Genomic DNA, 12,417 nt, shown 5'->3' with positions numbered 1-12,417 from the left:
ATGATAATTTTTGACGCTTCCTCGATCATCTATTTACTTCGGGAAGCTTACTTCCCAAGAGCTTTTGAAATCTCCAAAAAACAGGGGTACGATCCGGCAATTACAGAACAGGTATATGACGAGCTTGAGAAAAGTCCTGAAACCTTCAATTTATTAAATTCCTGCAAAGATTTTTTAGTTATACATAACGTTGACGAACAGTGTATATCAAGAATTTCGAAACGTTATCCCTGGCTGCATGAAGGAGAAATTAGTGTTCTCTGCGCCTGTATAGATAAAGAGCAATCCGGAGAGAATTACAAATGTGTCGTTAATGAAATAGCCGGACAAATAAGTTCCAGGTTTGGGGTAAAAGCAAATGGAACCATAAATTTGCTCTTGGGGCAAAGAGAATAACTGAACGAACTGACAGATGCCGGTTGCAGGGAAGTATATAGCAATATGACACATTTATGAAGATTGTTCAGACAGCAAAGAAACTGTGAGTAAATGCATATCAGTAAATCTGTGGTAAGTCAGCGACAAATTTGAGATGCCATTTCTGGCTCAACTCATCAGAGAAAAAAGCTCGTTGAGTTGAAAGTCAGAGCTTTCCATTCAATTTGAAGAAGATACATAAAAACTTGACATAGGATTTACAGCAAATTCGCGACACTGCCGCAGTACAATAACTATAAGGTTTTGTCACTTTCACTCCACTTGAGTTAGAGACTTATTACTTCAAATTCAAGCCTGAGTGAGGATTATCACATGAGCCAAGCATTTAAAATACTAGAAAACGAATTCGAAGGAAAAGTTGCTATTGTAACCGGGGCAGGAACCGGCAATGGCGAGTCTATTGCTGAGAGACTTTATGCAGGGGGAGCTTCTGTTGCGCTTGTTAGTCGTCATATCGCACCACTTCACGACATATGTAATAGAGTTGATCCATCAGGAAAACGCACTTTTCCCATAGAAGTTGACGTTCGAGATCCACATAGTGTTCAAATAGCAGTGAGCTCCATAATCGAAAGATTCGGAAAGATTGATATTGCTGTCAACAATGCCGGAATTACAGGACCAGCAAACACTCCACTTCAAAATATTGATATCGAAATATGGCGAGATGTTATAGAAACCGATCTAACTGGTGTTTTCTATTGCATGAAATACGAAATACCAGCAATGCTTAAGAATAGCTCTGGCGCTATTGTGAACATGTCATCTGCCAATGGACTTGTCGGCTTGGCTGGCATGGCAGCTTATACAACAGCAAAACATGGCGTAATCGGGTTAACCCGTTCAGCAGCTTTGGAATTAGCAGAATCTAATATTCGAGTATGTGCAGTTGCCCCGGGTTATGTTGCAACTCCCAGAATCATAGATTCTGGAAAGGAAGCTACGGACTACATGGCAGCTGCACACCCCATGAAACGTCTTGCTACAAGAGAAGAAGTAGCTGACTTGGTCGCCTATTTACTTAGTGAGAGAGCTGCATTCATAACGGGCAGTGTTCATTGCATAGATGGAGGATACACAGCCGAATAATAGATATGGGTGCATCCGTCTGAGTCGGGGAGGGATGGAAACACAGATCTTGGCAAGCTTAAGGCATATCCGAACTCCCGATATCAACTTATTCAGTTTTAACTTTTCAATCACAAACCCTGCAGTACCGGCAGTGTACCATAAAAATTGTAATTTCAAAAATTGATTGAGTCATAAATTCCATATCAGAAGATCAACATTTCCAACTGTATACAAAAACTTGATTCAAGATTTACAGCAAATTCACGACACTGCCAACTGGATTGTCTCAAGTGAAAACTATTATAGAAAAAATAAGTGATTTTGTGCACAGTCACGTTGGGACTGAACAATAAAGCAGAGTAGACGAGCTGGAAAGTCGATTAAATTCTGGGTATTGAGGAAAATATCCCGGAACGAAAAGATAAGAGAAGCAGTAAAAGACGAGAAAAAGATATCTGTATACTTTAGCGTTGATTAAAAGAGTGAATAAAGGGTCCACAAGGTTTGGTCTGCAACAATGAAATTTATTGCAGGATCAGAACTCTGTCCTGAATTTGCTTCATTTTTAGCTTACGCATCAATGAAGTAGATTACGGGATCAACTTTTAGACTGTCCTGAATTTACCTCATCTCGCAGTTTACGCCATAAATGAAGTATATTAGAGGATCGGTTTTCAAGCCGTCCTGAATTTTCTCCACCTTATAGCTACGCGTCAATGAAGATTATTACGGGATCAGCCTTCAGCCTGCTTTCAGCCTGTCCTGAATTTACCTCATTTTACAGCTTATGTGTCAATGAAGTAGATTTCGAGATCGGTTTTTAAGCCGTCTTGAATTTGCTCCATTTTACAGCTTACGCGCCAATGAAGTTTATTACGGGATCAGATTATTACTCTGTCCTGAATTTGCTTCATTTTACAGCTTAGTTCCTTGTGAACAATATCTAATATGTAAGTTCTGGTATAAAATACCGTCGGTATTATTACTAAGGGTAATACTTCCCGTTCATTTCTTTACGAAGTCTACACGCAAATCGTTAGTCATATACTTTGTCGATAAGTATGCATATCAAATGCTTCACTAATTCATACTTAAAATGATGTCTTAAAGTTCCCCTATATAGATAACAAACCTTTATTCTCTTTTATGCTTAGTTTTCCACTGCAAGCTGCTTTTTTTATACTTTTATCCTTTTATTTTCACCCCCACTTTTCACCCAGCCCGTTCTTCTCATTTCATTTTCATGCCACCAGTGCCTCATTCAATTCACTAATCACCGTATTCATCTCATCCCCGAAAAGTTGGTACATCCTGCCACGCCCGCCAAGAATATCAAAGGGTGGTAATCGAGGTCCTCTATTTCCAGGTGGAAGCTGTTAGCCACATAATCTTTTATCATACGGAGCCAGTTCATCTGGTCCTCGCTGAACTTGAGGGTGACGGCCTGTTTTTTGAATACCCACTCCTGGAAATTCCGATTCGCTTCCTGGTAGTATGAGGTCAGCACAGGGTCGATTTCGGTTATCCTGCGGACCAGGGAGACCAGGGTTGTGAGTTCGTTTTTCGAGGAGTTGCCGTTCACCTTTTCCAGCTGCTTGTAAGCCTGCCATATCCTGAAGGGGGGTGAAATGGGGTTTTTCGAGTTTCAGTTTATCCGGCACTTCCTTTATCATCATAAAGTAACTTCCCTGCGCTGGTAGGGCTGGTTGTAGAAAATTCCCAGCTGTGATCTCGTCTTTGTTAGCTTACATATATGCCTTGAAGTCGTTTGCCAGCTCATCGACCCCTACTACAACGTCTTTGCCCCATTCGGCTCTGAGGACGGTGTCGGTGTTCACGGTGTCGATTATCTGCTCATGGACTCCGCGGACGTTTTCGATGTACTCGTTCAGCTCGCCGGAAAAAGTGGATCCGGCAATATCAGTTAGCTTTTCCTGCGCCTTTTTCTTTGCCTCAGCGTCCTGAATTTCCGGATGGAACTGTTTGATTTCGGAGGCGTGGAGGTCGATAATATCAGGGTTATACGCATAGAGCAGGTCCCTGATTGTCTGGTTGATGGTCTTTCCGTTCGCTTTTTTAGCAAAAGTGGCTCTTCCGTTCTCGCTTAGCTGCCTGTCCAGCCTTGCCAGCCTGTTTTTCCTTCCGTTTGTGCAACTTTAATTTCATCATTAACGAAAAAGAAGGCAGAAGCATAGTAAACGATTACACAAAAAAGGCCACTGTGCCGGAAAAAGAGAGGAGGAGTAAAAACAATCTCAAAAGGAAAGAGAAAAAGAGATGATGAATTGGGAACATTTTTTATTGGGAACGTTTTTTGCATTCATCAGAGTATTTAGAGTATTTAATTCTGTAATTTATTGCTATGGTCGTCGAGTTTTCATATGGTCGCCCGGTTCTTTCGAGCCGGGCAAAGGAGGTACATTTTGATACTTATCAAGCGATATGCAATTTGGGTATAATCTGGTGTAGGGATTTGTTCGATATGTTTGTTCTGTGTTTAGTTCCGGTCTGTCTGAAAAGATGAGAAGATTCGATATCGTCTCCTTTCCAACTTCCTATCATCTCCTTTTGAGTTTTTCACCATCTGGATTTTTCATCATCTCTTTTCACTTCCGATTTCATTTAGGACTCCCTATCACCTCCTTTTAAGTTTTTCTATCATTTATTCATCGTCAAATATGATTTGTGCATCATTAAGCCTGTTATTCGTCCATTAAGTCTTTAATTCATTCTCAAGCGTTCAAACTTATGTGTTCAAGCTTGTCAGAGTTTACCGTCACAGCTTACTGTCGACAACTTACCCATCACAGGTTATCCGTCACAGGTTCTCAGTATTGTCGTTACTCAGTACTGTCTTCAGTGCTGTCATCGGTACTGTCATCGGTACTGTCATCAGTGCTGCTGTCCTGAGCTTCGGAGGGGGGCATGGGGCAATCGCAGCCACCGTGCTGCATCGGGCCACCGATTCCCATTCCGGGCATTCCCTGGGAAGAGGACATGACCTCCATAAGGTCTTCAAGGGACTCTGCTCCGTTGATATCGTCTATCAGGGCAGTAAGTTCCGTGATCCTGCTGCTGATGTTCTCACTCATGTTGTCATCGGTCTCGCTATTACTTCCCATCTCTTCGAGATGTTCTATTTCCATTTCGAGTGAGTCAACAGCCTGGGTCTGTACATAGGTGAATACAACGTCCTGAAGTTCGTCTGCACTGGAAGCTGCACTTATTTCGCTGGATAGGGTTTCAAGCTCGGTTATTTTTTCATTGAGCATCTCAGTCATATTTTCATCAGTTGTGTTATCCAGCTGACTGTTAAGCATCTCAGTTATATTTTCAAGGGAATCTACAATTGCTGCCCGGGCTTCGGTATAATTGTCGTCAGTTACGCTCTCAACCTGGGCGAAACCGAATAATCCGGGCATTCCGCAGGGTCCCTGGCCCATTCCGCCCGGGCCCATATTCCCATCACGTCCTCCTCCGTTTTCCGGCATACGGCTGGACAAAACTTCCTGGAGCTCCGAGGCATCGGATGCTTCACTCACATTGGAATAGAAGCTTTGAAGCTCCGAAATTTGTTCGCTGAGAGAATCAAGGATCTCTGCCTGAACATCAGCATAATTTTCTTCTGTTATGTTCTCTGCAGGAGCAAATGCAGGAGAATTTTCCGATGCAAAAGCCCCCGAAGGTATTATACATAACACCATTAGTACCGCTGCAACACGGTAAATCGAATTGAATACTGTTGTTTTTATTTTCATAATATACTTCCATTACTGATTTTTGTCCTTTTTATGTTCTTTATATCCTTTTTATGTCCTTTAGATTCGTTTTTCCGTTAGTCTTGTTTTTTCAGTTGTTCGTTTTACCTGGTTTTTCAGTTGTTTCGTTTGTCCTGCAGGACACTCGCCTGCTGACAGTCATGAGATAAGCGGGCTAAAATATAAACTTACTTTCAGAAATAAAGGATCTAAAGCGATTTAATTCAAAGAAGAAGCTTTATAAAAGCTTATAAGAATGAAAAAAACTTAAATATGTAGATTAAAACTAATTAGAGGTATTAAGAGCCGTATTTTCTAAAGGAAAGAAATTATATATTTATCTTCATAAGAGCTCCATGGCGCAGATTTTCTCCTGGACCACTCTTCCTTTTCTTCGAGTATGTGGGGAATAATGAGAAATATGAAACACCGGACTATTGGACAGTGAAGTTTTCTCGTCTGCGACGCAAAAAATAACAGGCAAACTCATGCTGTCACCAGGAAATACGAATTCAGAACCGTTTTCCCTATCCAAAGAATACTTCCCTTGACCGGGGAACCTCATTTTAATTTACAGATAAATGTAAATGCCTCCGTCAATTTGTCTGGCGGCCCCCTCACAAAAAGCAGAATAAGTAAAAGAGAAATAAAGACCTAAATTTCTTTCTCTTTTGTCTGTTTGATTCTCGTTCTTACTCAAAAGCGTCTCCAGTAGCTGTAACTTTTGGCTTGCAAAGCTTATTGCTAAAATCCAAAATTAGTCTGCTTGAGCCGCAGCCCACTACTATATCCCAAAATTGGCCCTCTTGAACGAAGCTTCCAATTTTAACCTGCAAATTAGTCTGCTTGAGCGCAGTTCACTACTTTATCCCAAAATTGGCCCTCTTGAGCGAAGCGAAAAGGGCAGCGTACTGCAGAGCCGCAACTCTGCAGGGATAGCAACCATGTAGAGGTGGACAACCGGCTGTTGCATAAAAGAGACTATCCCATTTACCGGGGCTCCATGTCAACAGTTTCCCGTCAGCGGGAAATTGTTATCCTGATAGGATCAAAAAAGAATTTCCAGGATATGATGAAGAAATAGCATATCCCGGGATTGCGGGACTCAATATTCTGCGTGCCTTAAAATTCAGTGCGCCTTAAAATTCAGCGTGCCTTAAAGTTCCCTTTTCTATTGAAACCTTGAGTTTTTCCGGATGAGGGCTGGCTGCTTTTCTCTTCCCCGGACACTTTGAAGTTTTCCAGGAGTGTATCGACTGTTTTCCGGGAAAGCTCGCTGACATCCTGCACAGCGGTGCTTACCTGTTGCATGGCAGCAGTCTGCTCTTCGATGGCTGCAGAGGTTTCTTCACTGCTTGCGGCATTTTCCTCAGCAGTAGACGCAGCTTCACTGATACTCTTCTCAATATTTTCAATTTTCACCAGGCCTTCATCTGCAAGCCTGTCCAGTTCGACAAGCATGGAGTTGATAGTGGCAACCTCAGTGGCAATTTCGTGACTCTTATTCAAAGCCTGTTTAATATTTTTGCTCCCGGTTTTAGCCTGGACATCTGCGGTGTTAATAGCTTCCGTCACTTTTTTAGTTTCTTTCTGGACGCTTGTAACAATTTCGTGTATCTCATCAGTGCTCTTTCTCGAGTCTGCAGCAAGTTTTCGGACTTCATCGGCAACAACGGCAAAGCCCCTGCCGTACTCCCCTGCCCGTGCAGCTTCAATTGCGGCATTCAGAGCAAGGAGGTTGGTCTGGTCGGCAATCGACTTGATTTTTCCTGTAACGGCTCCGATGTTATTGACAGCATCATCCAGAGAGTGGACAATGTTTCCGAGTTTGAAGATCTCTGCAACAAGCTGTTCCACTTCTTCAAGAGCCATATTGCTGAGTTCCTGGGCTTCTTCACTGGTTTTACCTGCCTGGGAAGCATAGCTGGAAGATCTGGTGGAAGATTCGCCGAGCTTTTTAAAGATTTCCTGAGAAGCTTTTATGTCCGAAGCTGCCGTGCCCGCATACCTCGAAAGGTTTTCAGAACCGGTTGCGATCTGTTCGGCAGCAGTTGAAATCTGATGCATTCCCATAGTCATCTGATTGACAGCTTCTTCGGACTGCCGGGCTTCTTCAAGTGTTTCGAGCATATCTGACAAGATATTTTCAATAATAGATTTCAGATTAATGACAAGTTTATTGAACTCGTCAAAAGTGTCTCCAAAATCGTCGTTTTTGAGCTTCTCCAGATGAGCATCAAGGTCTCCCTTACTAATGTCTCTGATGCCCTTCCCAAGCTCCTTCAGGCAATTGTTGATATAATCTAAATGGCCCTCAATCTCTTTTTCTCTGTCTTTCATCTCGGACATATCAGTTATAACTGTGAGGCTGCCAATAATATTACCAGCTTTGTCATGTATTGGCACAGCTGAGAGCACGGTAAACAGCTGTTTGTCCATAGCCCTGAATTTAAAAGATTTCTCAAGATTATAAATGCCTTCTCCGGTTTCCATTACTTTTTCAGCAATCGTTTTTTTGGAACTCGTCTCTAATAATTCGGAAGGAGCTCTCCCGATTGCTTCATCTGCACTTTTAAACTTACAAACTTTTACAAAGTAGTCATTGATATACTTTATTTTTCCAGAAACGTCTACATAAAGCGCAAGTGATGGCGCCGGAATGCTGCCAACAATTATCCTTTGAGATTCTTCCCTTCGTATTATTTGCGGGGTTACGTCCAGAAACGCCCCTTCGATATAAGCCGTGTTACCTGAGTCGTCATTCACCAGGCAAGCTTGTTCCTGGATAAATACTGTCTCACCATCGGATTTTTTGATCCTGTATTCAACCTGATAAGGAGTTCCGTTTCTCATTGCTTTCTCTATAACCTTATCGATTACAGGAATATCCTCTGGAAAAACAATATCCGACCATGACAGTTTTTGAGAAGTAAAATCCATCTTGGAATAGCCGGTAAGTTCTTCCACATTTTTACTTATGTAATGTATAGGCCACGAAGGCTCATTCGAAACTCTGAAAACAGTTACCGGGAGATTATCTATTAACCAGCTTATCTCCTTTGCTTCCAGACCTACAATCTCATCAATTTTTTTTTGAGAGCATTCTTGCTCCGACTGTTTTAAATCGATATCTTGTAAAGTCATAACCAATCTAGCCCAATAGTTAGTTATATAATTACTGATTGTATAAATAGTGAAAGTATTTAAGTGTATAGGATAGTACAAAAAACGGCCTTATGCCTCATTCATGAACTATATAGATATTTGTAAAGAGAATCCGTATTCTAAGTAGCTTCAAATTTATACCGAATTAAAAGCATCAGGAATCTGTGTTTACTGTCCCGGGATAGTTGTGAGGCTCAAAATCAATATTCAAAACAAAGCAGACAAAAATTACATTATTTACCTGCAAGCATAGTAGAAAAACCGGGGGCAGTACGATGAAACTGAAGGGAAAGTGGAGTTTTAACACAGCTGCAGGCGGCTGGGGTCTGAAGTCAGAAAATAAGTTCGAAGTGGAAGAACCGGGTACCTATGAGCTGGACAACTTATTCGGCTTCGATAAGGAGACCGGGACGCTGCATATTTACAGCCTTACCAATATGGCAGAAATACATGACCATACGGCTGCCTGGTCTGACGAGAATACCCTGAACGGAGGATACGAAGGGTTGAAAGACGGGAAAAATTTTCGGGAAGATTTCACAATTAAGCTTGTCAGTCCTGACGAGATTACAATTGATTACATAGAGAAGGTCAATGGTCAGGTAGACTCGATTATGAATATGATATTAAGGAAGTAAACTTGCGGACAACTGGTAGATAGAAATTACAGGCTATCCATTCAGGTTTCCGGATTCGTGTTCTTCAAGGTTCTCAGATCCAGATTCCGCATCTTGACTAATCTTCTTTCCGAGTGCAGCGGGCATGAAACCCTTCCTTATCAAGAGTGAGAACTCTAAGGAACCCTCCGTTTAGGCTTTTATCGCATAAATTAAATGTCCTGCCGTTTTCAACCGGGAGATTTTCGGGATTCCTGTGGCCATGTATCTGATATGTGCTCTCACCTGTGTTTTTGTTGAAACTTTCAGCAACCAGAGCCGCATCCTCAGGCCCTCCAACACCGTTAATCATCTGTTCGGTTCCCATAAAAACCAGATTATCAGGGAGGTTGCTCAGGCCTCCGTGCGTTACGAGCACACGCTTGTTATGAAATTTATAATAAACGCACGGTACCGTTTTCCTGTATAATTCAGAGACATTGTTACCCGTAAAGTCTGCCTGTTCGAGTTCTGGCAGGGAATACAAGAGCAGGGAGTATGAGGTGTCCCTGAACTCTGAGATATGAGTTTGTGCTTCACCGGCTGCCGGACTGCAGAGGCACTTTTCGTTATCCCCTTCGAGCAGTATCACATTCTCTCTGCACATAACCGAGATCAGGAACTTAATGACCCTGGCGCTTCCGGTCCCTTTGCCTGTGTAATCTCCCAGGAAAATATACAGGTCACTTTCCTTCAGTCCGCATGCTAGGTATTTCATAAGGGCTGTATAACTGCCGTTAATATCTCCGATGTGATGGATTTTTCTGTAGCTGGAAAAATCAGTAATCCCGTACTGCAGTTTCTCACGGAATTCATGAGGCTTTATTACAGTAACAAAGGAAGGCACACTCTGCCTGCTTATTATGGAGTACATATCTTCAATTACCGCCTCCGGTACAATCTCATGTGCAGGCCTCTTCATGTTCCTTTCTTTCGCAAGCTCAAGAGGCACGTCCGAGAAGTCAACACAAAATGCCTTATATCTGTAAGTTTTAACGAGCTGCCTGTACTTTGCGATATCTGCATTTCCAGCATTGGTCGCATTAAGGATCGTAAATTCCCCCTCTCCCATACGGCTTTTAATAAGCGAATAAATGAGCCCCCAGGCTCTGCGGTTGATTTTTTGAGAGATAGTGATCTGTCCGCCAACAGAGAGTACCGGAGGCTTTAAGAGAAGCCTTATCTCATCCGAGGAAATGGTATAGGGCTCAAGCCTGTTTTCCCTAACAAAAGTTGATTTGCCGGACCCCGGTATTCCTCTCAAAAATACCAAATATCTCATATGACACCCCATAACAAATTTTGGAACTGCAGGATTCGATTCTCTTAAACATTCCGGTTTGAACAAACTTATCCGGAAGTAGATAACTTCAAATTCTCTCAAGATTTCGGTCTTTTTTGATTAATCCTGCTTAAACGGTGAATAGCTGGGCTAATACCTGAATTATTATTGCTTGAGTTAATACCTGAGTTTATCTGAGCTAATACCTGAATTATTATTGCTTGAGTTAATACCTGAGTTAATATTACTATCAATTTTTATAATATTTAATTAGATAATTTTAGAACATCTATTCGGGGATAGATACGGGGGACCCCTTTAGCAAAAGGATTGCACGAAACGTGAGTGGACTCCTGATAGTCGTTCCACCTGCGGGGAGGCAGCTCCGGGAAAAAAGCTCACCGGGTCCAGTCCCGGAAATCGGGATGGTGACATACGTGGCGGATCAAAAGAAAATTGGTTATACTCTTCCCGGCAGGGCAGAATCTTACTGGATGGCAACTATGCCGGAATCTGAGTATTCCTCTCTTTCAGGAGATACTCGTGTGGATGTTGCAATTCTGGGGGGCGGGATAGTAGGAATCACATCTGCCTTCCTTTTGAAGGAGGCAGGCGTGCAGTCCGTGGCTGTGGTCGAGGCAGACCGTATTCTGGCAGGAGCGACAGGCCACACTACAGCAAAAATTACATCCCAGCACCACCTGATCTACGACCACCTGATCTCAAAATTCGGGAGAAGGCAAGCACAACAGTATGCAGAATCCAATCAGGCAGCCATCGAGAAGATAGCTTCCATAGTAAACTCAAGGAAGATAGACTGTGACTTTGTCCGAAAGTCTGCCTATGTTTATGCAGGCTCTGAGGATTCTGCAGGAAAAATTCGGGATGAAGTCGAGGCAGCGAGGAAACTCGGGCTTCCGGCTTCGTTTGAGGAGAAACTGCCCCTATCCTTCGAAACACACGGCGCAATCCGTTTCAGTCATCAGGCGCAGTTCCACCCCACAAAATATCTCGGTGCACTGGCAGAAGAGGTTCACGGGGACGGGTGCCATATCTTTGAGAAAACAAGGGCGCTGAAGATAGAAGGGAAAGGTCCCATAGCCATAAAAACGGATAGGGGAACAGTAACGGCGCAGAAGGTTATCCAGGCAACGCATTTTCCGATCCATGACAGGCCAGGGCTGTTTTTTGAGCGCCTTTATCAGTCCCGCTCATACGTACTCGGCGTGCGCATCGGTGAAACTTTTCCCGGGGGGATGTTCATAAATGCCGAAGAGCCTGTCAGGTCCCTGCGCTCTCAGAGTACGGAAGGAGAAGAGCTTGTGCTTGTGACCGGAGAGGGACACCGAACAGGTGAAGAGGGGCGTGAAAGTGATCACTACCGGAATCTTGAGAAATGGATAAGGTCATCCTATTCCGTCAATTCAATTGATTACCGCTGGTCGACCCAGGATACCATAAGCATCGACCATATTCCCTTCATTGGCAGGCTGACCCCCGGTAGCGAAAACTCGTATCTGGCAACAGGGTTCAATATATGGGGTATGACCACAGGCACCGTTGCAGCAATGATTCTTACGGATATAATCCTCGGAAAGTCCAATCCTTGGCAAGAGGTCTATGATCCTTACAGGTTCAAGCCGGTAGAGTCGGCAAAGACTATTCTTTCACAGGCTGTCACAGCTACCAGGAGTTTTGTGGGAGACCGAATACTTCCTACCCATAAAGAAGCATTACAGATTGCCCCCGGGGAAGGGGGGTATTGTCAAAGTAAAGGGGGAAAGGGTAGCAGTGTACAGAGACAACGAGGGGATGCTCCACATACTCGACCCCTCCTGCAGCCATCTGGGCTGTATCGTTTCCTGGAACGATGCAGAAAAGACATGGGACTGTCCTTGCCACGGCTCTCGATACAGTGCAACAGGAGAAGTCATTGACAGTCCGGCAGTTTCCGGGCTTCCGGAAAAGAAAGTTGAGAAATAAGGCACTGCACTATGAAGTGAGAGTGAGGGATGAGAACCGCCAGAAGTGAGAGTTGAGGGATGAG

At 43.3% G+C, this 12,417-nt stretch carries 7 protein-coding genes and 2 pseudogenes; 5 read left to right on the top strand and 4 right to left on the bottom strand.

Annotated features, from left to right (window positions below; all coding sequences use genetic code 11):
* Together ACSAZL_RS18865 and ACSAZL_RS18860 are read left to right on the top strand one after the other, a co-directional pair.
* Positions 1 to 396, top strand: coding sequence for a hypothetical protein (locus tag ACSAZL_RS18865; protein WP_440946109.1), 396 nt, complete (start codon positions 1 to 3; stop codon positions 394 to 396).
* A gap of 354 nt (positions 397 to 750) precedes the next feature.
* Positions 751 to 1,527, top strand: a complete 777-nt coding sequence (locus ACSAZL_RS18860; RefSeq protein WP_440946108.1) for an SDR family NAD(P)-dependent oxidoreductase — start codon at positions 751 to 753, stop codon at positions 1,525 to 1,527.
* Between the two features lie 1,223 nt (positions 1,528 to 2,750).
* Here the strand turns inward: ACSAZL_RS18860 and ACSAZL_RS18855 are convergent.
* From ACSAZL_RS18855 to ACSAZL_RS18845, 3 genes and pseudogenes are all read right to left on the bottom strand, one after another.
* Positions 2,751 to 3,091, bottom strand: a pseudogene (locus ACSAZL_RS18855) (type I restriction-modification enzyme R subunit C-terminal domain-containing protein).
* 1,258 nt (positions 3,092 to 4,349) lie between these two features.
* Positions 4,350 to 5,267 carry a hypothetical protein gene (locus ACSAZL_RS18850; protein WP_440946107.1) on the bottom strand — a complete coding sequence of 306 codons (918 nt, stop codon included), beginning with the start codon at positions 5,265 to 5,267 and terminating at the stop codon, positions 4,350 to 4,352.
* A gap of 1,146 nt (positions 5,268 to 6,413) precedes the next feature.
* Complete coding sequence (locus tag ACSAZL_RS18845; RefSeq protein WP_440946106.1) at positions 6,414 to 8,411, bottom strand: methyl-accepting chemotaxis protein; 1,998 nt, start codon at positions 8,409 to 8,411, stop codon at positions 6,414 to 6,416.
* Positions 8,412 to 8,707: 296 nt separating this feature from the next.
* Here ACSAZL_RS18845 and ACSAZL_RS18840 point away from each other — a divergent pair, with 296 nt between their 5' ends.
* Positions 8,708 to 9,070, top strand: a complete 363-nt coding sequence (locus ACSAZL_RS18840; RefSeq protein WP_440946105.1) for a hypothetical protein — start codon at positions 8,708 to 8,710, stop codon at positions 9,068 to 9,070.
* Positions 9,071 to 9,167: 97 nt separating this feature from the next.
* Here the strand turns inward: ACSAZL_RS18840 and ACSAZL_RS18835 are convergent, their stop codons facing one another.
* On the bottom strand, positions 9,168 to 10,370 hold the full coding sequence (locus ACSAZL_RS18835) for an AAA family ATPase (RefSeq protein WP_440946104.1): 1,203 nt from the start codon (positions 10,368 to 10,370) through the stop codon (positions 9,168 to 9,170).
* 425 nt (positions 10,371 to 10,795) lie between these two features.
* Between ACSAZL_RS18835 and ACSAZL_RS18830 the strand changes: the two are divergent.
* Both ACSAZL_RS18830 and ACSAZL_RS18825 read left to right on the top strand, forming a co-directional pair.
* Positions 10,796 to 11,893 (top strand): annotated as a pseudogene (locus ACSAZL_RS18830) (NAD(P)/FAD-dependent oxidoreductase); the annotation flags it as partial.
* Positions 11,894 to 12,065: 172 nt separating this feature from the next.
* The gene (locus tag ACSAZL_RS18825) at positions 12,066 to 12,353 is read left to right on the top strand and encodes a (2Fe-2S)-binding protein (RefSeq protein ID WP_440946103.1); all 288 of its coding nucleotides are present in this window, start codon (positions 12,066 to 12,068) and stop codon (positions 12,351 to 12,353) included.
* Positions 12,354 to 12,417 lie beyond the last annotated feature (64 nt).

This window comes from Methanosarcina mangrovi (genome assembly GCF_052057765.1).
Taxonomy (GTDB): Archaea; Halobacteriota; Methanosarcinia; order Methanosarcinales; family Methanosarcinaceae; genus Methanosarcina.
This window is presented reverse-complemented; position numbering and strand designations above follow the sequence as displayed.

Bases quoted from the DNA above. Each gene is read 5' to 3' on its own strand.
- ACSAZL_RS18865 (WP_440946109.1), top strand. From the start codon at position 1: ATGATAATTTTTGACGCTTCCTCGATCATCTATTTACTTCGGGAAGCT.
- ACSAZL_RS18860 (WP_440946108.1), top strand. From the start codon at position 751: ATGAGCCAAGCATTTAAAATACTAGAAAACGAATTCGAAGGAAAAGTT.
- ACSAZL_RS18850 (WP_440946107.1), bottom strand. From the start codon at position 5,267: ATGAAAATAAAAACAACAGTATTCAATTCGATTTACCGTGTTGCAGCG.
- ACSAZL_RS18845 (WP_440946106.1), bottom strand. From the start codon at position 8,411: ATGACTTTACAAGATATCGATTTAAAACAGTCGGAGCAAGAATGCTCT.
- ACSAZL_RS18840 (WP_440946105.1), top strand. From the start codon at position 8,708: ATGAAACTGAAGGGAAAGTGGAGTTTTAACACAGCTGCAGGCGGCTGG.
- ACSAZL_RS18835 (WP_440946104.1), bottom strand. From the start codon at position 10,370: ATGAGATATTTGGTATTTTTGAGAGGAATACCGGGGTCCGGCAAATCA.